The organism is Flavobacterium gelidilacus DSM 15343, from assembly GCF_000422685.1.
GTDB lineage: Bacteria > Bacteroidota > Bacteroidia > Flavobacteriales > Flavobacteriaceae > Flavobacterium > Flavobacterium gelidilacus.
In genome coordinates, this window is the sequence record NZ_KE383903.1 from 359,287 (window position 1) to 381,830 (window position 22,544).

Genomic DNA, 22,544 nt, shown 5'->3' on the forward strand with positions numbered 1-22,544 from the left:
ATTTATAATTTTATTTCACTTTCTTCTTGGTCTTCACAATAAAAAGAAATGTCCTTATTGTTTCCATAAACCACTAAAATATCACATTCTTGTAAAACCGTTTGTGGTGTTGGCCGACCAATAGTTTCTTTAATTATAGTTTTTTTACCTATTAAATTGCGTTTTTCACGCTTTCTTATTATTGTTATTAGTGTTAGATGATACTTGTCAATATCGTTCAATTCGGCTAAAGTTTTACCGTGAAATTCTGATTTTGATTTTACTTCAGAAATAGTATAATTGTTATCCAATTGGTAATTTTCTAAAGTCGTTTTAAAATTGATTTGTTTGGTTAATCTATCTGCAGAATCTTGTTCTGGATGAACAATACTATGAATTCCCATAGCTTCTAAAACCGTATCGTGAATTGGTGACAAGGCACGAGAAATAATCTTAACATCAGAAAGTTTTTTAATAATAGCTGTCGTAATAATAGCTGCACCTTCATTTTCACCAATGGCAACAACAACTTTATCTGCATCCTTTAAAGGAACAGCATCAAAGGCTAATTCATTAGTTGAATCCATACAAATAACATGAGAAATTTTGTCTTTTAAAAGGTTTATTTTTTCCATGTTTTTATCTATTCCAATAACTTCATTTCCCGTTTCCGTTAGTGATAACGATAATGACATTCCGAAGTTTCCTAATCCAAAAACGATTACTTTCATTTTGTATAGTATTAATTAATCAAAATATTTTCTTTTGGATACTCATAAAATTGATGATTCAATTGACGAAGTAATCCAACCATTAAATTGAGCATTCCTATTCTACCAATAAACATTGTTGCAATTATTACATATTTACTTGGCTCAGATAAAGTTGATGTAAAATTTAAACTTAAACCAACTGTACTATAAGCAGAGAAACATTCAAAAACAACCGTTAAAAGAGGCGTGTCAGTAGGTTCAAATATCAATAATGCCATGATGGAAATTCCAATCACTATTAATGAAATGCATAAAATAGCAAATGCACGAGAAGTTGAATCACTGCTAATTCTTCTTCCTAATATTTGAATTCGACCCTTACCCATTGCAACAGCAAAAATGTTTAAAGTAGCTAATGCAAAGGTACTCGTTTTTATACCACCACCTGTTGATGCTGGTGAAGCTCCAATCCACATTAAAAATATCATAAACAACAGTGAAGGAACGTTGAATTTTGTAAAATCTACTGTATTAAAACCCGCAGTTCTTGGTGTAACAGAATTAAAGGCGGCATTCGTGATTTTTCCAAACACAGTATCGTGCATTAAAAGTGTATTGTTATATTCAGATATGTATAAAAATATAAAACCTGAAACTAATAAGAATAAAGTAGTATAAATTACCAATCTTGTATTTAAAGTTATAATTCTAACTTGCTTGTGAATTCTACCTTTATCAAACAACTCTAAAACGTAGGTTTTTATATATTGATAAAAATTGAAAATTATGTTGTGTCCTAATCCTCCAAAAATAATTAATATCATAATTATCCATTGCAAGAAGTAATCAAATCTTATACTTTCATCAAATAGTCCAGCTGAGAAAATTGAAAATCCAGCATTACAAAAAGCTGAAATTGAATGAAAAATTGAAAAGAAGAATTTGTTAGTTATACTATCATTGTCTAAGACCGAAAAGTAGATAAAAACGGCTCCAATAAACTCAACGGAAAGTGTAAAAATAACCACATTTAAAGCAGCTCTAAAAACATCTTTTAGTCCTTCAGTAGCGATAAAATCCTTCGTGTTTAGCCCTTCTTTAAAAGATGAACTTCCTCTAAAAAAGAAAGCAAAGAATGAAGTAAATGTTAGAATTCCAATTCCACCTAATTGTATTAAAACTAAAATTATGGATTGTCCAATTATTGTAAAGTCTTTAGCCGTATCAACAACCGCTAAACCAGTTACACAAACAGCACTAGTTGCAGTGAATATAGCATTTGTAAATGAAATTCCATTAGTTGTTGCACTAGGAAGCATTAATAAAAAAGCACCTGTTAACCCTAATATGATGAAACTTCCAACAAAGACAATTGCTGGATTAAAATAAATATCATAAATATGACGAACTAAAACAAGAAGTCGTATCAAAAAGTAAAAAATTAATCCTCCTTCTAATATTGGTTTAACTTTTTGTAATATGAAAGAAAAGCTGAAATCTAAATGAATTAATGCTGTAATAAATGAAGCAAAAAGTATTGAAGACAATAAAATAATGTTAGCTAATGCTACCTTTTTATTGCTCTTAAACTTATATTTAATGAATTTGAACAGGTTAAAACCTAACAAGGAAAAAGACAAAATAATCAATCCAATTACGTGAGGAGAATTATAATTTTCTTGAAAATCATACCCAAAATCAAATACAATAAATAACAAAACAATGATGTCAAAAAATCGGTATAGGTAATTGAGTAATGATTCTTTTTCCATTTATTCTGAACTTGTTTCAGAATCTTACGAAACTGAGACGTTTACATATTATTTTACTTTTAATTCTGATCGAAGGTTTTCCATTAAAGGTTTAGCTCCGTTTTTTAATAATTCTTCGGCACATTCTTTACCAAAGTTTAAATAGGAGTCAAAATTACAACTTTTTTCAATGGAATGCTTTTCTTTTCCGTCTAAAGAAAACAAAACACCTTGAAAATCAATTTGATCACCATTTTTTACTGCCAAAGCACCAATTGGAGCCGTACAACCTCCTTCTAAAGTTCTAAGAAATTGTCTTTCTATAAAAGTGCAAATTTCAGATTCCTTATGGTTTAATTTAGCTAAAGCTTCTCTTGTAAAATCATCTTTTTCCATTGCAACAACGAGCATTGCTCCTTGAGCTGGAGCTGGAATCATCCAATCTAAATTTAAAAAAGTATCAGGTTTTAAGTTGATTCTTTCTAAACCAGCTGCGGCAAAAATAGCACCGTTCCAATTGTTATCTTTTAGTTTTTGCATTCGAGTATTTACATTTCCCCGTAAATCTTCTACTTTATGAGTTGGATATTTATTTAACCACTGAGCTTTTCTACGTAAACTTCCAGAAGCAATAATTCCATCAGAATTTAAAAAATCAAGATTTCCTTTATACACTAAAATATCTAAGGTATTGGCTCTTTCTAAAACTGCTGCTTGAACAATTCCGATAGGCAAAGCAGTTGGAACATCTTTCATAGAATGAACAGCAATATCTACTTCTCCTTTAAGCATTGCAATATCAAGAGTTTTTGTAAAAATCCCTGTAATTCCTAATTCATACAAAGGTTTGTCTAAAATTAAATCACCTGTAGATTTTACGGCAATAATTTCTGTTTTGTAACCTAAATCGTGAAGTTTATTTTGAACGGTGTGCGCTTGCCAAAGAGCTAATTCGCTATCACGTGTTCCTATTTTAATAACTTTTTGAGACATTTTGTTATTTTTCGACTGCTTCAATTTGAAAAACTTTGTTGATCCATTCAATACTTTCATCAACAACAGTGTCTTCATTTTTTAAATGATTAGCAAAATGATTGGTGATTTTTTGAATAATTCTATTACTGATAATTTCAGCTTGTTCTTCGTTGAAGTTTTCTAGTTTTTTTCTTTGGTAATTTAATTCAATCTGCTTTATTGAACCCAGTTTTTCTTTTAATGAGTGAATTGTTGGAGCAAATTTTCTAGTTTTTGACCAAGTTAAAAATTCAGTCATCACTTCTTCAATAATGTTTTCTGCTGCAGGAATGTGTTCTTTTCTTTTTTCAATGGTTTCATCTGTAACTTGTGACAAATGATCTAAATGAACTAACGTTACATTTTCATTAGCTTTAACATTTTCATCCACATTTTTCGGAATCGATAAATCTAATATCAACAATGGTTTTTTCAATTTTAATATTTCAGCATCAACTGTTGGATTTTGAGCACCAGTTGCCACCACTAAAACATCTGTTTTTTGAATTTCTAGTTGTAAATCTGCATAATCTTTTACAATTAAATTGAATTTTCCAGCAACTTTTTCAGCAGTAGCTTTTGTTCTATTGATAAGAACTATATGCTCATTTTTAGTGTGTTTTACTAAGTTTTCACACGTATTTCTACCAATTTTTCCAGTTCCAAAAAGTAATATGTTTTTATTTCCAATATCAGGAACATTATTCATTATATATTGAACAGAAGCAAATGATACAGAAGTTGCTCCTGAACTTAAATCAGTTTCATTCTTTACCTTTTTACTAGCTTGAATCACTGCATTTACTAGTCTTTCAACATAAGAATTGGCTAAACCTAATTTCTTACTGTCATTAAAACTTTGTTTGATTTGCGAAATGATTTCAAAATCACCTAAAATCTGACTATCTAAACCTGTTCCAACTCGAAACATATGATTTAAAGCTTCTTTGTTTTTATAGACATAAGCCACTTGTTGAAAATCTTCAACAGTTCCGTTACTATTCTCGCAAAGCAATTTGATTAATTGAAAGGGATGTTCCGCAAAACCGTATATCTCAGTCCTGTTGCAAGTTGAAGTAACAAGCAAACTCTCTATTCCATCATTTTTAGCTTGATGTAATAAATTTGATTTAGCATTCTCGTCTAAACTAAATTTACCTCTCATTTCGGCATCAGCTTTTTTGTAGCTTAACCCGATAGCGTAAAACGAAAGATGTTTTCCAATTGTAAAAGTATCCATATAATTGACTTCTCCTAAAAGTGATACAAATGTACTTTTAACAATTTTATAAAAGTAACGCTAAAAGTACTTTTTGTGTCGATTGCAGAATTTTTCGTTAAAAAAGTAATTAAAACATAAAAAACGTTTAAATTTGTAGTAAAATCAATGTTTAGCTAATTTTCTGTTTAGAACCATTCTAAATAGAATACGGTATAATTGGTTAAACAAAACTAAAAAAAATATCGCTATGAGTGCTGCAGAAGAAATAAAAATTGAACCAGATTTTATTTTATTGCGTTTTCAAAATGATACCAATGAAACGCAACGTTTTGAAAAACAGGTTAAAACGGGACTAATTCAATTTCATTTTAATGTGAAAGGAAAAGGGAAATTTATCTTCAACAATGGAAGCTATGCTTTAGATTTGAAAGAAGAAAAATCGCTTTTATTGTATAATCCTCAAAAAGAACTACCACTTCACATGGAAGTCGCTCCAAAATCTTGGATTATTTCTGCTTTAATTTCAATTAAAAAATTCCATACTTTATTCTCAAATGAAGCCGAATATATTCCATTTTTGAGTGAAGAAAATATGGATAAAAAATATTATGGTGAAGAAGATATAAGTCCTGCAATGGCTATTGTATTAAATCAAATATTTCATTACAATCAAAACACTTCTATTAAAAATCTATATCTAAAAGGAAAAGGATATGAATTGTTAAGCTTATATTTTAATAGAAATGAGGACCCAAATGCAGAACATTGTCCATTTTTAATCGATGAAGAAAATGTTTTAAAGATTAAAAAAGCTAAGGAAATTGTAATAGCCAACATGGCAGAACCACCTGGTTTACAAGAATTAGCTGATCAAGTTGGATTGAATATTAAAAAACTAAAAGTCGGTTTTAAACAAATTTATGGCGATAGTGTTTATAGTTTTTTGTTTGATTACAAAATGGAATATTCAAGACATTTATTAGATAGCGGTTCTTATAATGTGAATGAAGTTGGTTTGAAAATCGGCTACAGTACATCAAGTCATTTTATTGCAGCTTTTAAAAAGAAATTTGGAACAACACCTAAGAAATACTTAATGAATTTAAACCTGAATGTTTAATTTTAGTTAAGCCATTGATTAAAGTAATGCATCAATAGATAAAAACAAAAGAATAATAAATAGTAAAGAGCAATATTTTTTACTTTTATACAAAATTGATTGAAAAAATAATTTAGAAAAATGAAAAAAGGAGTATTATTAGTGAATTTGGGTTCACCAGAAAGCCCAACAGCAAAAGATGTGAAGCCTTATTTAGATGAATTTTTAATGGATGAATATGTAATAGACGTTCCATTTTTATTAAGAGCTTTATTAGTTAGAGGAATTATTTTACAAACTAGACCAAAAAAATCAGCGGCTGCTTATGCAAAAATCTGGTGGGATGAAGGTTCCCCTTTAATTGTTTTATCAAAAAGATTACAAGCTAAAATTCAAAAACAAGTTAGTATTCCTGTTGAATTAGCTATGAGATATGGTAATCCAAGTATTGAAAGTGGTCTGCAAAAATTAAGCGATCAAGGCATTACTGAAGTTTTACTGTTCCCATTGTATCCTCAACATGCAATGGCTTCTACCCAGACAATTTTAGTTTTAGCAGAAAAGCTTCGTAAAGAGAAATTCCCTCATATGAATTTTACTATAATTCCCGCTTTTTACAATCAAAAAGACTATATCAGAGATTTATCAAATTCAATAAAAAGACATTTAGAAGGGTTTGAATATGATCATTTGTTGTTTTCTTATCATGGAATTCCAGAACGTCATATTCGTAAAACTGACATCACAAAAAGTCATTGTAAAATAGATGGAAGTTGTTGTAACACACCTTCGCCAGCACATGAATTTTGCTACCGTCATCAATGTTATGAAACGACAAAACAAGTGGTTGAGTTTTTAGGAATTGAAGAAGGAAAATACAGTCAAACCTTTCAATCTCGTTTAGCAGGAGATAAATGGTTAACTCCCTATACTGATGTTGAAGTTAACAAAATGCCAGAAAAAGGAATTAAAAAATTAGCCGTTGTAACACCAGCTTTCGTTTCCGATTGTTTAGAAACTTTAGAGGAAATTGCCATGGAAGCTAATCATGAATTTAAGGAACATGGAGGAGAAGAATTTCTTGCAATTCCATGTTTAAATGATGATGATAATTGGGCTAAAACATTAAGCCGTTGGATTGATCAATGGGCTTTTCAAAACCAAGAGCAAACCGTATAATGGCACTTTCTTCAACCGAATTAGGCACATTAAGTATAAAACAATTACTGATTAAACAATCGGTTCCTGCTTCGATAGGTATATTATTTATGTCTGTCAATATTCTTATTGATACCATTTTTGTTGGACAATGGATTGGATCACTAGCTATTGCAGCAGTTTCAGTCGTTTTACCTATAACATTTCTAATTTCTTCTTTAGGAATGGCATTAGGAATTGGAGGAAGTTCTATAATTTCAAGAGCATTAGGTGCTGATAATCATGAAAAGGCTTTAAAAACTTTTGGAAATCAGATCATGATGACTCTTAGTTTAGCCGTCACAGCTGTTGTAATAGGCTCCTTTTTCTCTGAAGAGGTATTACTACTATTTGGAGCTAATGGCGAGATAATGAAACCCGCTAAAGAGTTTTTTATGCCTGTTTTATATGGTGTTCCTTTTTTAGCTCTTTGTATGATGGGTAACACAGTTATCAGAGCAGAAGGGAAACCTAAATTTGCTATGATTGCCATGATAATTCCAGCTTTTAGCAATATTATCTTAGATATTATTTTTATTAAATTTATGAATTTAGGAATGTTTGGAGCTGCTTTGGCAACCTCTATTTCTTATTTTATGTGCTTTGGTTTTATTTTATGGTTCTTCATTTTTAAAAGTGAGTTGCGTTTACACCTTAAACATTATGCCTTAGATTTTAAAATAGTTTCAGAAATTAGTTCACTTGGTTTTGTAACTTTTGCGCGACAAGGTGTTGTGGCCATTTTATCCATAATTTTAAATCATACTTTGTTTATTTATGGTGGAGAACATTCTGTAGCGGTTTATGGAATAATAAGTCGAATGTTAATGTTTGCTTTATTTCCCATATTAGGAGTAACACAAGGGTTTTTACCCATTGCAGGTTATAATTATGGTGCAAAAAATTATGTAAGAGTTAGTGAAACGATTTCAACTTCCATTAAATGGGCAGCTGGTTTAGCAACATTGATTTTTATAGCAATTTTAGTATTTGCTGAACCAATTGTTGCTGTTTTTTCAACTGATGTTGATATAATTAAAGAAACACCAAATGCCTTGCGATTAGTATTTGCTGCTTCACCAATTATTGCAATTCAATTAATAGGAGCAGCTTATTTTCAAGCAGCAGGAAAAGCTATTCCTGCACTTTTACTAACATTAACTAAGCAAGGATTTTTCTTAATTCCTTTAATCTTAATTTTACCGAATTATTATGGTATTTTTGGGGTATGGATTTCATTTCCAATTGCTGATGTTTTGTCAACTTTAGTGACAGGTTTCTTTTTAAAAAGAGAAATGAATCGCAAATTAACACACGCACAAGATGGAATATAATTACATAAAAGCATTACATCTAATATTTGTAATTACATGGTTTGCTGGCCTTTTTTATATTGTTCGCTTATTTGTATATCATGCTGAAGCCAAACAAAAGCCACAACCAGAACAAGATATTTTAATTAAGCAATACCAATTAATGCAATATAGACTTTGGTACATTATAACATGGCCCAGTGCTGTCTTAGCCAGTTTATTTGCGTTTTATTTATTGTATTTATTTCCAGAATGGTTATCACAACCTTGGATGCATGTAAAGTTGGCATTTGTTTTGCTATTATATATTTATCACGCAAAGTGTCATCAAATATTCAAGCAATTACAGAAAAATGAAGTAAAGCACACCTCCACTTTTTTCAGAATTTGGAATGAAGGAGCTACAATAATTTTATTTGCAATTGTATTTTTAGTAATTTTAAAAAGTGCAATTAATTGGATTTTTGGTGTAATCGGAATTTTTGTATTTTCAATCTTAATTATGTTAGGCTTTCGATTTTACAAAAGAATTAGAGAAAAAAAATAAGAAGCTAATCCAGCTATACATTGCAAGTTTTTTGCAAAAAACGTGTTTTTCTATATCATAAAAAGAGCTTCTTAAGTCGCTTTTTTATAATAACAAAAACTACATTTTTTCACAAAAAAGCTTTCCACTGCTATCTGGGCTAAACCAAAAAATGGATAGAATATTCAATATAAAACACCTTTCATTACGCTTAAGAATATTTCTTTCCATGATATTCTTAACGTTAATTGCATCTATATTAATTGCAGCAGTTTCTATCTATCAATTTAAAAAAGAAGCGCGAGAATACCATCAAGACCGATTAGAAAGAAAAGAAAATGCAATTGTCGAACATATTAATTATGTCCTTCAAAACACAACTTATCCTTTATCAACAAACAATATTTCGTTAATTTTTAAAGAAAAAATATATGAAATATCAGACGTTCATAGCATGGAACTAAATTTTTATGATTTAAAAGGAAGTTTGTTACTGTCGTCAAAAGCTGTTTTTAAACAAGATAAAGAAGCTCCAAAAATTAATTCATCTACTCTTAAAATACTTGAATCTACTCTTGACAAACGCTATGTAGAATTCAAAACGATAGATAGTTTAAAGATGCGTTATTCATATACATACATCAAAGACAATAAATTTAAGCCTTTGGCGATTTTAAATTTGCCTTATGAAGAAGATACTAATTTTTACGAAAGTGAATTAAAGAATTTTTTAATCCGCTTTGGACAAGTGTACGCTTTTATGTTTTTAATTGCTATTGCGTTGTCATATTTCTTGTCGAGTTATATAACAAAGTCATTAAAGATCATTAGTGATAAAATTCAAGAGACAGAATTTAATCAACAAAATCAGCGTATTGTTTTAGAAGAAGGAAGTCATGAAATCAATTCTCTTGTTCAAGCCTATAATAGCATGGTTGATAAATTGGAGGAAAGTGCTACAAAATTAGCTCAGAGCGAACGTGAACAAGCTTGGCGTGAAATGGCAAAACAAGTTGCTCATGAAATCAAAAACCCTTTGACACCAATGCGATTAACGGTCCAGAGTTTTCAAATGCGTTTTAATGAAAATGATCCTGAAGTAAGGCAAAAATTAGACGACTATTCTAAAACGTTGATTCAACAAATTGACACAATGAGTTCAGTTGCCAATGCCTTTTCGAATTTTGCCACCATGCCAGCCCAACAAAATGAAACATTAAATGTGGTAAAAATTGTGCAACTTGCTTTGGATATTTTTAATGAAAACTTTGTTAACTTTTCAAGTTTAGAAGATGAAATCATTACTCGTTTAGACAGAACGCAGTTGATTAGAGTAATAACTAATTTAGTTAAAAATGCCATTCAATCTATTCCTGAAGAACAAGAAAACAAACAGATTGAAGTAGATGTGTTTAGAGAAGAAGGATATGTAATTATAACAGTAAAAGACAACGGAAAAGGAATTTCTGAAGAAAATAAAGCTAGAATCTTTGAACCAAAATTCACTACCAAATCTAGTGGAATGGGATTAGGTTTAGCTATAATAAAAAATATAATTGAAAATTACAACGGAACCATTACCTTTGAGAGTAAAGAAAACATAGGGACAGAATTTTTTGTTTCGTTCCCTATTACAACATAAAAAACAACAAATTAAATCATTCAAAATGGAAAATATTTTAATAGAAAAACAAGACAACATAGCTATTGTAACTATCAATAGACCCGAAAAATTAAACGCTTTAAACAAAGCAACTATTCAGGAACTACATGACGGTTTTAAGTCTTTAAATGAAGATAAATCTGTCAAAGTAATAATCATAACAGGAAGTGGTGAAAAAGCTTTTGTAGCTGGAGCAGATATTTCTGAATTTGCAAATTTCTCTGTTGAAAACGGAGGTTTATTAGCTGCAAAGGGACAAGAAATATTGTTTGATTATGTACAAAATCTTTCAACACCAGTAATTGCAGCCGTAAACGGATTTGCCCTTGGTGGTGGATTAGAATTAGCAATGGCTTGTCATTTTAGAGTAGCATCAGATAATGCAAAAATGGGTTTACCAGAAGTAACTTTAGGAGTAATTCCAGGTTATGGAGGAACACAACGTTTACCTCAACTAGTTGGAAAAGGAAGAGCTATGGAAATGATTATGTCAGCTGCTATGATTGATGCAGAAACTGCTAAGAATTATGGTTTGGTGAATCATGTTGTACCACAAGTAGAATTATTAGAATTCACAAAAGGAATTGCATCCAAAATCGCTAGAAATTCTTCCGTTGCTATTGCTAAAGCTATTGCGTCTATTAATGCAAATTATAAAGATGATATTAATGGTTTTGAAGTAGAAATTAAAAACTTTGGAGCTAGTTTTGGAACAGAAGATTTTAAAGAAGGAACAACAGCGTTTTTAGAGAAAAGAAAAGCAGTTTTTCCTGGTAAATAATAAAAAAATATGAAATAAAAAAAGGAGCTTAATTGCTCCTTTTTTTATTTCTCTCCATCCCATTCCGCATAAAATTGGGACAAGAATTTTTCCATGAAATAATGTCTCTCTTGAGCAATTTTTTTACCAGAATCCGTATTCATTTTATCTTTTAGAAGTAATAATTTTTCGTAAAAATGGTTTAAAGTTGGTGCTTCACTATTTTTATATTCTTCTTTACTCATGTTGAGTCTTGGAGCAATATTTGGGTTGTAAATTGGACGATTTTTAAAACCACCATAATTAAAAGTACGGGCAATTCCGATTGCTCCTAAAGCATCTAATCGATCAGCATCTTGCACAATCTCTAATTCTTTTGAACTAAATTTTTTATCAAAATTTCCGCCTTTAAACGAAATATTTTCAATAATATTTAGAACATGAATAATAATTTCCTCATCAACATTCTCTTTTTCCAGGAAATATCTTGCTACTTTAGGGCCAACGGTTTCATCACCATTATGAAATTTACTATCCGCAATATCATGTAATAAAGCTCCAAGTTTTACAATTTCTAAATTACATGCTTCGTCTTCGGCAATTAATAGCGCATTTTTAAAAACTCTTTCAATATGAAACCAATCATGACCTCCTTCAGCATTTTGAAGTTGTTCTTTTACAAAAAGTATTGTTTTATCTATTACTGACATCTTTATGTATTTAAAAAATCCCAAACTCTAATTAGAATTTGGAATTTTTTATATTTAAATTCTGCGTTTTATTTTATTAAAGCTGGTTGAACCCATTTAAAAATATGTCCTTCTTCTGGAATAACTATTCTTTCAGAAACTCTTGCCATACGTGCTGGAAGTTTCATTAAAAAATCTCTAGCTTTTTCAGCTTCATCAGTTAGTCCACCGATTTTATCAATTTCCCATTTTTCAATTAACTTTTGCATAATTTCAACATAATCAGCTGCCGTATAAACTCCAATTCTTTGAGCAGAATCAGAAAATTGTTCAAAAGCAGAACTTATTTTTTGTCCACTTTCTCTCAAAAAACCTGCAGGCATAATAATTTTGTGTTTCATCATGTATTGGAAAGCCAACATCATTTCACTTGGGTCTACTTTAAAAATCTGTGTTACAAATTCGCTATAAGCATGATGGTGACGCATTTCGTCTCCAGCAATTAAACGACACATTTTAGAAAGCTTGTTATCACCATATTTTTTAGCCATTTGAGCAACTCTATTATGAGAAACATAGGTAGCTAATTCTTGAAAACTAGTATAAACAAAGTTTTTGTATGGATCTCTTCCAGTTCCAATATCAAATCCATCGTTTATTAAATGTTGGGTTGTCATTTCAACTTCTCGCATATTTACCCTTCCAGATAAATACAAATATTTGTTTAAAACATCACCATGACGGTTTTCTTCACCTGTCCATTGTCGAATCCATTTACTCCATCCGTTTCGTTCAACATTATCTATACCTTCAACATCCATTAACCAAGATTCGTAAGTAGGCAAAGCTTCTTCAGTAATTGTATCACCAACAAGTGTTACCCAAAAATCGTATGGTAAATCTTTAGCAATTTCTCTTAATTCTTTAACTTCTTCATAGAAGTTTTCATTTTGAGAATCTGGTAATAAATCTGTTGGTTGCCATATTTTTTCAACCGGGATTAAAAATTCATCCACAAAGCTATCAATCCTTTTTTCTAAAAATTGCATAACTTCTAATCTTACATTTTGTATTGACATATCTTATATTTTAATAGATTGAACTATTGTTTTTTCTGTTTTTTCGAAAATTTCTTCAAATGAATAATCCGAAATTTTTAAAGGCTGATGAATCTTGAAATTTATTCTATTACCCAAGCCTAAAGGGAATTGCCCAAATTTAGTCATTTTCCACGAATTATTTATGGTAATTGGCACAAAGTAAGCATCTGGAGCAAATTTGTATAACATTTTTAAACCATTGACAGAAAAAGGCTTCGGAATTCCGGTTTTACTTCTAGTCCCTTCTGGAAAAATTACCACGGAATAATTGTTTTTATTGATGAATTCGGCACAATTTTTTATTTCAGTTAAGGCTTGTTTTGGGTCTTTTCTGTCAATAAGAGCTGAACCTCCTTTTCTTAAATTGTAAGAAACACTCGGAATTCCTTTTCCTAATTCTTTTTTACTAATAAATTTAGGATGTGAAGCTCTTAGAAACCAAATAATAGTTGTTATATCATGTAAACTTTGGTGATTTGCTACAAAAACTACAGGAGCATTTTTAGGAATATTTTCTTTACCTATAATTGTATATATAGTTCCTAAAAGATGAGTTGTTCTAATTAGAAATAAATTCATAATTGCAACACTCCATCTATGTGCATTATATCCAAATACGTTATAACAAAACCACTGTATTGGATGAAAAACAATCAACCAAAACAAGAATAATACATAATATAATATAGAAAGTGGGTATGAAATTAACTTTTCCATCAAAAAATAATTTTCACAAATGTACTATTATAAAATAAAAAAACCATCAAATTAATGATGGTTTGGTTTGTATATCTACTTAAAAATTTAATTTATTATTGTACAAACACCACTTATGCAATCGATTGTGTTTGGTGGACCAACAACCATACAATCTGAAACTGCATTTGTTTGAATATTATAATTATTATCCATCTCGTAATATTCATTTACCATAGCTTCTAATGTAATTTGATCTACAGTATTTGGATAAGCAAGATATTCTCTTGGGCCACCACAAGGCTTAGCACCTAAAGCAATAGAAAGACAACCACTAGATTCAGTACATGAAAAAGTTGAAATATATTCTATTATTTCCTGTTTTTTTATTGATAACATTTCAGGTGTAATGGGTGTGTTAGAATTTACTTCATCATCACATTGAAAACTTTGTAAAAGTAACGAAAACAAAAAAATACGAACTATATATTTCATAAGGTTATTTTTTATGTAGATTCAAAATTATGAAAAAGGTTGCGTAAAAAAAATCCCTAACTAAAATATAGAAAGGGATTAAATTTTTCAAGGAATATTGCTTAACAATGTTCGTTGTAAGCGTCTTGTAAATTTTCTGCAATTAATTCTGCCGGACGACCTTCAATGTGATGACGTTCTAACATATGAACTAATTCACCATTTTTAAACAAGGCTATACTCGGTGATGAAGGAGGAAAAGGGAACATTTGCTCTCTTGCTGCATCAACAGCATCTTTATCAACACCTGCAAATACAGTGACTAATTTTGAAGGTTTTTTAGCCCCTTCTAAACTTATTTTAGCACCTGGACGAGCATTTCTTGCAGCACAACCACAAACTGAATTTACTACAACTAAAGTAGTTCCTTCTGATTGAATTGCATTTTTTACTTCGTCAGCACTATATAAATCTTGAAAACCAGCGTCATTTAATTCAGCACGCATTGGTTTAACCATTTCTTCTGGATACATAATTTTTGATTTAGATGTTCGGATATTCTGAGTTAAAGATTTTCCGATTATTTATTCAAGTGCAAAGATACAATGATTTTTAAAGAATTATTTTAAAGAAACTATAAAATTTAATTATTGTGTTATAGATAATGCTCTATTAAAAAACTCTACTAAACAAAGCTTTCATAAATGGAGCTTTAGGACATTTTAAAATCACTTTCAAATCTTCAAATAAAGAGGTTTCTTCATCTAAAAATTTTAAAATTAAACCCGAATTTTCATCTTTAAATAATCCTGAAAATAATTCTGAACCGATTGAATTGTCTTGGAATAAAACATCAATAAAAAGCAAATCATAAAACCAAAATTTGTCTTTTTTATGAAATTTAGTAAAGTCTGATTCTGTTTCTAAAAACTTAACCAATTGCTTTGATTTTTTGGTGACATTTTTAAAGGTGAACCCTGTGCTAGCTTTTGTCCAACCACCAGATGAACCAATATTTATAATGTTTTTTGAATTATTTTCCCAAAAGGGATAACTAGTCATCGGAATATTTCCTTGTTCTTTTTCTACAATTTCATATTCAGTTATACCCAAATTTTTGATGTACAATTCAATTTCATCTTCATATTCATTTTTTGAAAGTAAATCCTTTGAAAATAGTGTATATTCCAATAAAGCTTCATTTTTTGAAATTGGTAAAACATACATAAAACGAGTGTTTCCTTTCTGATTAACTGAAAAATCCATAAAAGTTGCAGTATTTTCATCAAAAACGGGTTCTTTACTTTTTATAAACCAACCTATAAAATGCTGCTGTAATAAGGGATATTTTTTTTGGGAAGTAACCAAAGTTAGATTAAAAATAGAGTTAAAAACTTTGTTGCAAGTAAAACTAGTTTCTTCTGTTTTTACTAAACAATGATTTCCTAAATCTGAAAAATCAATTACTTTTTCTTGTAAGAAATGAATGTTTTGATGTTTTGAGATTTGATTAAAAATGAATTCATACAAATCTAAACCTTGAATCATTTTATAGTGATAAGGCTGAATGTCTAATTTCTTTCTAAAATTTTCATCAGCAAAAAGAGTTGCATCCCATTTTTTAGAAATTATTTCTTCTAACCTATTTGAATCATCCCAAAAACACCAAGTTCTATCATTGGTTTTTTTAGCATCACTGTCAATTAAAAGAATCGTTTTATCTTCTATTTTATTAGACAAAATCATTTCGTAAACTGTCAGTAAAGCAGCTAATCCAGTTCCAGTAAAAATGTAATTGTAGTGTTTCATTAAATTCTAAAAGAAAAACCAAGCGCGAAATAATATTTGGGTGCATTTTCGGTTAAACCAATTCCACCTGAAACATCAATCATGGCATTATTTGATACTAAATATGTAAATCCTCCGTCAAAGTTATGATTTGATTTTTGATTTTGAGGTGCAAATCCAAAAATTTCAACATAAGTTCCTACTTTTTTGGTAATCGAATAACCTGTTGCTAAAGTATAAAGAAAAATTGGTTCAGCTTTAAAACCATTCCATTCACTTCCTAAATTATAACTTATGGATGTTTTTTGAGATAAAGTGTGTTGCATTGCAAATCTAAATTGTGGAGCTAAATAATCTAATTTAAATTTAGTCGAACTCACATTTGGTAAAGTTAAATGACCAATTATTGAAGTTTGAGGAATTATCCCTTTTTCTTCAACAAGCTTTGATTTAAAACCTATTAATACTGGATTAGTTCCTGATGCAGTTGTTGAATTTGATTTTATAGTCGAAAATTCTGTAATCAATCGAATTTCAAAATGTTCTGTAATTCCATATTTCCATAAAATAGTTGGACTAACATAGTTTGATTCATCATTCGTGGTTTTTTCATAACTGAACCCAGTTTCCACTTGCAACATTTTTAAAGGCGTTAAAGCTGGTGTTTCTGTTTGATCTGGTCTATCCGTTTGAATACATTCATTTTCCTGAGCACAAAGTATTCCAGTTAAAAACAAAGAGAATAAATAAATTTTAGGCTTCATAAATATAATTTTTAGACAAAACTAAAAATATAATTATGTGAATCAAAATAAAAATTTATATATTTGTATAAAATTTAAAAGAATGACTACTTCAGAAGAGAATTATTTGAAGGTAATTTATCATTTATCAGTGGTTTCTCCAAAAGGTGTAAACACCAATGCAATTGCTGGAATGCTTGAAACAAAAGCATCTTCTGTAACTGATATGTTGAAGAAATTATCGGAAAAAGATTTAGTAATCTATAAAAAATATCAAGGTGCGTCATTAACTGAAAATGGAACTTTAACGGCTAAAATGATTGTAAGAAAGCACCGTTTGTGGGAAGTTTTTTTGGTAGAAAAATTAAATTTCACTTGGGATGAAGTCCATGAAATTGCAGAAGAACTAGAACACATTCAATCTGAAAAATTGATAGATAAATTAGATGCTTTCCTTAATTTTCCAGATTTTGATCCACATGGTGATCCAATTCCGAACGCCAATGGCGAAATTAAAAAAGTTCAAAAACAACTTTTGTCTGATGCCAAAATCAATGTTTCTTATAAATGCGTTGGTGTTAAAGATTCATCAGCTGAGTTTTTACAATATTTAGACAAACAAAAAATTGCTTTAGGTTCAACGTTCAAAATTTTAGAAAAAGACACTTTTGATGATATTCTTCAAGTTGAAATTAACGATAAAAAAATTACGATTTCAGATAAAATAGCTACTAACTTATACGTACAATAATTATGTTTCAAGATGTATTAACTTATTTAGAAAGCATTGATCCAATTTTGGCTGCTTTTTATGCAACAATGTTCACTTGGTTTGTAACCGCTTTAGGAGCTTCATTTGTATTCTTTTTTAAAGGAATGAACCGAACATTTTTTGATGGAATGCTTGGTTTTACAGGTGGAGTTATGGTTGCTGCGAGTTTTTGGAGCTTATTAGCCCCATCAATAGAAATGAGTGATGGTGAGGGATTTATAAAGGTAATTCCAGCAGCTGTTGGATTTGCTTTAGGAGCGTTATTTATTTTTGCTTTAGATAAAACGTTGCCTCATTTACATATCAATTTTAAAGAAACTGAAGGAATAAAATCACCTTGGCAACGAACTACTCTATTAACATTAGCCATTACTTTGCATAATATTCCAGAAGGATTAGCGGTTGGTGTTTTGTTTGGTGGAGTTGCCGCTGGAATTCCAGAAGCCTCTATTGCTGGAGCAGTTACTTTGGCCATCGGAATTGGAATTCAGAATTTTCCTGAAGGAATTGCAGTTTCAATGCCATTACGTAGAATGGGAATGAGTAGAAGAAAAAGTTTTATGTACGGACAGGCCTCTGCTTTAGTTGAACCAATTGCTGGAGTTTTAGGAGCTGCAGCTGTAATATTTTTTACACCTATATTGCCTTATGCGTTAGCTTTTGCTGCTGGTGCGATGATATTTGTTGTGGTTGAAGAAGTGATTCCTGAAACACAGCAAGCTAATAACACTGATATAGCAACTTTAGGATTTATTGGTGGATTTATTGTGATGATGGTTTTAGATGTTGCTTTAGGTTAAAAAACTTTGTGTAACTTTGAGAAATAAAACATTACATCGATGAGATATTTCGCTCCAATTATAGCTCTTTTCATTTTTATAAGTTGTGCTTCAAAACAAGTTGCAAACGAAAATGAAATTTTAATCAATGCAACTTCAAAAGTTAATGTTGGAAATGATTATGAAATGAAAATCTCAAAAATTGTTTCTGATTCTCGTTGTCCTGAAGGTGTGACTTGTGTTTGGGCAGGTGAAGTTCAATTGGAATTGGAAATTTACAAAAATCAGAAACTTGAAAAATTAGAAACGCTTTCTATCAATTATAAAAAGTTAGAAGAAAACAAAACGTTTTTTGCTAGATATCTTTCATCAGATAAAAAGGTAAAAGATATTTTGGTTCAACCCATAAAAAAAGAAGGTCAAAATATTGAGTTGAAGGAGTATGTGTTGAAAGTTGAGTTGGAGTAAAATTTAGACAATGAAAAAGTTTATAAATATTCTTATTTTATCAATTTCTAGTCTTGTCTTTTCTCAAGATTATGTATTAAATATTAATTTATTTAAAAATGAAACTAAAATAGATTCTCTAACTTTAATAATTTTAAATAAAGTAAAAAACACATATAATAAAATAGATTTAGATAAAGTAGAAATTTATCAAAAAGATATAGATTTTTTAAAGAATGATTATTATATCGAAACTAGAAATCACATAATTTTAATTCCAAATATAAATTATATTAATGAGGTTGTAAATCTAAAAATAGAATTCAATTATTTAAAAACAAATAAAAATATGCAATACATATTTAACTTTGGTTTGGGAGATTTAACAACAGTATATTATTCGAAAAAAAATATTCGAAAATTAAAAAGAAGAATTGGAAAATCAATTTTAATTGAAAATTAATCTTTCTAAAATTGATTTAATGACAAGCACAATCATCACCACAAGATTTTGATTTCTTGGTAGATTTTTTCCAGAAGAATTTTTTTACTAAAAATCCAACAGCTATAAAAAGGGCAATATAAACTAAAATTTCTTGCATATTATTTTAAAATTTGATAAGCAATTAAAGCCACAATATAAGCAAATCCACTCATAACCACAAGTTGAATTATTGGCCATTTCCAAGAATTAGTTTCTTTCTTCACAATAGCTAGCGTACTAATACATTGCATAGCAAAAGCATAAAACAACAATAAAGAAATTCCGGTAGCAAAATTAAAAACTTTTTCACCAGTCACAGGATTTATTTCTGCTTGCATTCTTTTTTTAATGGTATTTTGCATATCATCTTCATCATCGTTTGCACCAACACTATAAATTGTAGCCAATGTTCCTACAAAAACTTCTCTTGCAGCAAATGAGGTAACAACAGCGATTCCAATTTTCCAATCATAACCCAAAGGTTTAATCGCTGGTTCAATAGCTTTACCTATAATTCCAATATAAGAATGTTCTAACCTGTAAGTATTGACTTTAGTTTCAATCAAACTTGGTTCTAAAACTAAATTATTGGCTAAAATATCTTTTTCAACTATTTGCTCTGCATTATCAAAATCTTTTGTTGGCCCATGAGAACCTAAAAACCAAAGAATAACCGACAAGGCTAAAATGATTTTTCCTGCACCAAAAACGAATGCTTTTGTTTTTTCTAACACATTGATTGCAACATTTTTAAACATTGGGATTTTATAACTCGGCATTTCAACCACAAAGTAAGTTTTGCAACTCAATTTTAAGAATTTATCTAACAACCATGAAGAAAAAATGGCCATGAAGAAACCAATTAAATAAAGCAACATTAAGGCTAAACCTTGTAAACTTAGGAAACCTAAAACTTTTTCTTCAGGAATTATTAGGGATATTATAATTGCATAAACGGGTAATCTAGCGGAACAAGTAGTAAATGGTGTTACTAAAATTGTGATTAGACGTTCTTTCCAATTTTCAATATTTCTAGCACTCATAATGGCAGGAATAGCACAAGCAGTTCCCGAAATTAAAGGCACAATACTTTTTCCTGACAAACCAAATCTACGCATGATTTTGTCCATCAAAAACACAACACGACTCATATAACCACTTTCTTCTAAAACAGAAATAAAAAGAAATAAAAAGGCTATTTGCGGAATAAAAATAACAATTCCACCAATTCCAGGAATAATTCCTTCACTAATTAAATCAGTAAATTTTCCAACTGGTAAATGTGTCTTAGCGTAGTTTGAAAAATGGGCAAAAGATTCATCAATAAAATCCATCGGAATGGTTGACCATTCAAAAATAGATTGAAAAATCGCAAATAAAATAAAGAAGAAAATAACGTATCCAAAGACTTTATGAGTAAGTATTCTGTCTAATTTTGCTTGAATACCTGATGCTTTAGATTTATCAATTTTTTGACCTATTTTTAAGGTATCATTTATAAATTGATATCTTTTTATAGTTTCTTTTTGTTGTAATCTTTTTAAATCCGAATGTGATTTTGTAAAAGCACTTTTAATTTCATTTCGTTCTAAATTCAAGAAGTTTACATCTTGAGTAATCACTAACCAAAGTTTGTATAACAGCTGATTTGGAAATGTTTTTCTTAACTTATCAAAATATTCTGGATCAATTGAAGATGAATTTAAACAAGGTTCAATAGATAAATCTTCATAATTTAGAATTAAATTTTTTAAAGTATCAATTCCGATTTTTTTTCTTGAACTTACTAAAGCAATTTTAGTTTTTAATTCTTGTTCCAAAAACGGAATATCCAATTCAATCCCTTTTAACTTCATTCGGTCACTCATATTGATGACTAAAATAGCTGGAATTTCTAAATCTTTAATTTGGGTAAAAAGCAGTAAATTACGTTTTAAGTTTTCTACTTCAGTTACAACAACTGCAACATCAGGAAAATCTTCGTCTTTTTTGTTTAACAATAATTCAATGACTACATTTTCGTCAATCGAACTTGCGTTTAAACTATATGTTCCAGGTAAATCAATGATTTTTGCTCGAACATCATTAGATAGTTTAGCAAAACCTTGTTTTTTTTCGACCGTAATTCCAGGATAATTTCCTACTTGTTGATTTAAGCCTGTTAGTTGGTTAAAAACAGATGTTTTTCCAACATTAGGATTTCCTATTAAAGCAACTTTGATATTTTTTTGAGCCATATTAAATTTGCTCTTTTATAATGCTAATTTCTATAGCTGTTTCTAAGCGAATTGCTACATGAGCGTCATTAATACAATAGTATAATGGATCTCCGAGAGGTGCAATTTGAATTAATTCTATACTGTTACCAGGCAAGCATCCCATTTCTAGTAGCTTTAACGGAATTTCTTCAATGTTAAAGTCTATAATAGTTGCTCTTTCACCTTTTTTAAGTTGTGATAAATTAATTTCCACGCTTATTTAGATTGAATTAAAATACAAAAGTAAAAATTTAATACTGATTAATACTGATAATTATCATATTTTAACTTTCTGTGAGGTATTATTTTTCAATTTCTGAAAGCCATTTGATATCTTCAAGAAGTTGGGTTACATTTTTTGTTCCGTCATCCGTTGGTTTGTCGAGATTTGTTCCGTCATAAAAACCTCTAATCCTACCCTTTTTATCAATAAGCACAAAATTTTCGGTGTGAACCATGTCATACAATTCTTCAGGTTTTCCAGTTTCAACAGCTAAATAGGATTTTCTTGCGATGTAATAAATGTCCTTTTTATCTCCAGTGACCAAGTTCCATTTCCTATCTAATACTCCTTTTTCAATAGCGTATTTTTTTAATACAGGAACGGAATCTATATCCGGAGTTACACTGTGTGAAAGCAATAAAACATCTGGCATATCTATAATTTTATCTTGAAGCCAAACCATGTTTTCTGTCATAATAGGACAAATTGTTGGACAAGTAGTAAAGAAAAACTCGGCTACATAAATTTTGTCTTTATAATCATCTTGGGTAATTATTTTTCCGTTTTGATTAGTAAATTTAAAATCCGCAATTCTATGATTATAACCAACATGTTGAATAGTTGAGTCGACTAACTGAGGATTTACATCTCTTGGAGTAAAAATAGGCAGCGTTTTTTGAGGTTGCAATAAAGTATAAATACCAATGAAAATAAGAATTGAAACCCCTAAAAAAATAAACATAAACGTTTTATATTTTTTAAATATTGAAGTCATTTTTTTTTGCAAAAATACAAAACGTTTAGAAAACTATGTTATATATCTAACAAACAGATGTTAAAAATTAATTTTTCTT

The 22,544-nt window shown here is 29.6% G+C and carries 25 protein-coding genes; 10 read left to right on the forward strand and 15 right to left on the reverse strand.

The window, feature by feature from the left end:
- Window positions 1-2: 2 nt before the first annotated feature.
- From G507_RS0111365 to hemA, 4 genes are read right to left on the reverse strand one after another with little or no spacing between them, the layout of a single operon-like run.
- The gene (locus tag G507_RS0111365; RefSeq protein WP_026717588.1) at window positions 3-710 is read right to left on the reverse strand and encodes a potassium channel family protein; all 708 of its coding nucleotides are present in this window, start codon (window positions 708-710) and stop codon (window positions 3-5) included.
- Between the two features lie 11 nt (window positions 711-721).
- On the reverse strand, window positions 722-2,464 hold the full coding sequence (locus G507_RS0111370) for a TrkH family potassium uptake protein (RefSeq protein WP_026717589.1): 1,743 nt from the start codon (window positions 2,462-2,464) through the stop codon (window positions 722-724).
- Window positions 2,465-2,512: 48 nt separating this feature from the next.
- On the reverse strand, window positions 2,513-3,436 hold the full coding sequence (gene hemC / locus G507_RS0111375; RefSeq protein WP_026717590.1) for a hydroxymethylbilane synthase: 924 nt from the start codon (window positions 3,434-3,436) through the stop codon (window positions 2,513-2,515).
- A 4-nt stretch (window positions 3,437-3,440) separates the two neighbouring features.
- On the reverse strand, window positions 3,441-4,697 hold the full coding sequence (hemA, locus tag G507_RS0111380; RefSeq protein ID WP_026717591.1) for a glutamyl-tRNA reductase: 1,257 nt from the start codon (window positions 4,695-4,697) through the stop codon (window positions 3,441-3,443).
- Window positions 4,698-4,926: 229 nt separating this feature from the next.
- Here hemA and G507_RS0111385 point away from each other — a divergent pair, with 229 nt between their 5' ends.
- The 6 genes from G507_RS0111385 (at window position 4,927) to G507_RS0111410 (ending at window position 11,258) form a co-directional block, all read left to right on the forward strand.
- Entirely contained in the window at window positions 4,927-5,799 is an 873-nt protein-coding gene (locus tag G507_RS0111385) for an AraC family transcriptional regulator (protein WP_026717592.1), read from the forward strand.
- 120 nt (window positions 5,800-5,919) lie between these two features.
- Window positions 5,920-6,957, forward strand: a complete 1,038-nt coding sequence (gene hemH / locus G507_RS0111390) for a ferrochelatase (protein ID WP_026717593.1) — start codon at window positions 5,920-5,922, stop codon at window positions 6,955-6,957.
- On the forward strand, window positions 6,957-8,309 hold the full coding sequence (locus tag G507_RS0111395; protein WP_026717594.1) for an MATE family efflux transporter: 1,353 nt from the start codon (window positions 6,957-6,959) through the stop codon (window positions 8,307-8,309). Before hemH ends, G507_RS0111395 begins: the two co-directional genes overlap by 1 nt.
- On the forward strand, window positions 8,299-8,835 hold the full coding sequence (locus G507_RS0111400; protein WP_026717595.1) for a CopD family protein: 537 nt from the start codon (window positions 8,299-8,301) through the stop codon (window positions 8,833-8,835). The genes G507_RS0111395 and G507_RS0111400 overlap by 11 nt, the downstream gene beginning before the upstream one ends.
- 208 nt (window positions 8,836-9,043) lie before the next feature.
- Window positions 9,044-10,456, forward strand: a complete 1,413-nt coding sequence (locus tag G507_RS0111405) for a sensor histidine kinase (protein ID WP_035666129.1) — start codon at window positions 9,044-9,046, stop codon at window positions 10,454-10,456.
- Between the two features lie 25 nt (window positions 10,457-10,481).
- Window positions 10,482-11,258, forward strand: a complete 777-nt coding sequence (locus tag G507_RS0111410; RefSeq protein ID WP_026717597.1) for an enoyl-CoA hydratase/isomerase family protein — start codon at window positions 10,482-10,484, stop codon at window positions 11,256-11,258.
- A gap of 44 nt (window positions 11,259-11,302) precedes the next feature.
- On the opposite strand, the gene G507_RS0111415 is transcribed toward G507_RS0111410, so the two are convergent.
- The 7 genes from G507_RS0111415 to G507_RS16910 all read right to left on the reverse strand — a co-directional run bounded on the left by G507_RS0111415 (window position 11,303) and on the right by G507_RS16910 (window position 16,748).
- Entirely contained in the window at window positions 11,303-11,947 is a 645-nt protein-coding gene (locus G507_RS0111415) for an HD domain-containing protein (RefSeq protein ID WP_026717598.1), read from the reverse strand.
- Between the two features lie 68 nt (window positions 11,948-12,015).
- Complete coding sequence (locus G507_RS0111420; RefSeq protein ID WP_026717599.1) at window positions 12,016-13,005, reverse strand: acyl-ACP desaturase; 990 nt, start codon at window positions 13,003-13,005, stop codon at window positions 12,016-12,018.
- A 3-nt stretch (window positions 13,006-13,008) separates the two neighbouring features.
- Window positions 13,009-13,743, reverse strand: coding sequence for a lysophospholipid acyltransferase family protein (locus tag G507_RS0111425; RefSeq protein WP_026717600.1), 735 nt, complete (start codon window positions 13,741-13,743; stop codon window positions 13,009-13,011).
- A gap of 87 nt (window positions 13,744-13,830) precedes the next feature.
- Entirely contained in the window at window positions 13,831-14,217 is a 387-nt protein-coding gene (locus G507_RS0111430; RefSeq protein ID WP_026717601.1) for a hypothetical protein, read from the reverse strand.
- Between the two features lie 101 nt (window positions 14,218-14,318).
- Entirely contained in the window at window positions 14,319-14,729 is a 411-nt protein-coding gene (locus G507_RS0111435; RefSeq protein WP_026717602.1) for a BrxA/BrxB family bacilliredoxin, read from the reverse strand.
- Between the two features lie 139 nt (window positions 14,730-14,868).
- Entirely contained in the window at window positions 14,869-16,005 is a 1,137-nt protein-coding gene (locus G507_RS0111440; RefSeq protein ID WP_026717603.1) for a lycopene cyclase family protein, read from the reverse strand.
- Window positions 16,005-16,748: a transporter gene (locus G507_RS16910; RefSeq protein WP_051191660.1), complete on the reverse strand. Its 744-nt coding sequence runs from the start codon at window positions 16,746-16,748 to the stop codon at window positions 16,005-16,007. Before G507_RS16910 ends, G507_RS0111440 begins: the two co-directional genes overlap by 1 nt.
- 82 nt (window positions 16,749-16,830) lie before the next feature.
- Between G507_RS16910 and G507_RS0111450 the strand changes: the two genes are divergently transcribed.
- From G507_RS0111450 to G507_RS0111465, 4 genes are read left to right on the forward strand one after another with little or no spacing between them, the layout of a single operon-like run.
- Window positions 16,831-17,478 carry a metal-dependent transcriptional regulator gene (locus tag G507_RS0111450; protein ID WP_026717604.1) on the forward strand — a complete coding sequence of 216 codons (648 nt, stop codon included), beginning with the start codon at window positions 16,831-16,833 and terminating at the stop codon, window positions 17,476-17,478.
- A 2-nt stretch (window positions 17,479-17,480) separates the two neighbouring features.
- Window positions 17,481-18,299, forward strand: coding sequence for a ZIP family metal transporter (locus tag G507_RS0111455; RefSeq protein ID WP_026717605.1), 819 nt, complete (start codon window positions 17,481-17,483; stop codon window positions 18,297-18,299).
- A gap of 39 nt (window positions 18,300-18,338) precedes the next feature.
- A complete protein-coding gene (locus G507_RS0111460) occupies window positions 18,339-18,746 on the forward strand; it encodes a hypothetical protein (RefSeq protein WP_026717606.1) in 408 nt (135 codons plus the stop codon).
- A gap of 10 nt (window positions 18,747-18,756) precedes the next feature.
- Complete coding sequence (locus G507_RS0111465; RefSeq protein ID WP_026717607.1) at window positions 18,757-19,188, forward strand: hypothetical protein; 432 nt, start codon at window positions 18,757-18,759, stop codon at window positions 19,186-19,188.
- Window positions 19,189-19,204: 16 nt separating this feature from the next.
- On the opposite strand, the gene G507_RS17565 is transcribed toward G507_RS0111465, so the two are convergent.
- The 4 genes from G507_RS17565 to G507_RS0111485 form a co-directional block, all read right to left on the reverse strand.
- The gene (locus G507_RS17565; RefSeq protein ID WP_084518967.1) at window positions 19,205-19,327 is read right to left on the reverse strand and encodes a FeoB-associated Cys-rich membrane protein; all 123 of its coding nucleotides are present in this window, start codon (window positions 19,325-19,327) and stop codon (window positions 19,205-19,207) included.
- Window position 19,328: 1 nt separating this feature from the next.
- A complete protein-coding gene (gene feoB, locus G507_RS0111475; protein WP_026717608.1) occupies window positions 19,329-21,446 on the reverse strand; it encodes a ferrous iron transport protein B in 2,118 nt (705 codons plus the stop codon).
- A 1-nt stretch (window position 21,447) separates the two neighbouring features.
- Window positions 21,448-21,681, reverse strand: a complete 234-nt coding sequence (locus G507_RS0111480; RefSeq protein ID WP_026717609.1) for a FeoA family protein — start codon at window positions 21,679-21,681, stop codon at window positions 21,448-21,450.
- A gap of 88 nt (window positions 21,682-21,769) precedes the next feature.
- A complete protein-coding gene (locus G507_RS0111485; RefSeq protein WP_026717610.1) occupies window positions 21,770-22,465 on the reverse strand; it encodes an SCO family protein in 696 nt (231 codons plus the stop codon).
- Between the last annotated feature and the right edge of the window lie 79 nt (window positions 22,466-22,544).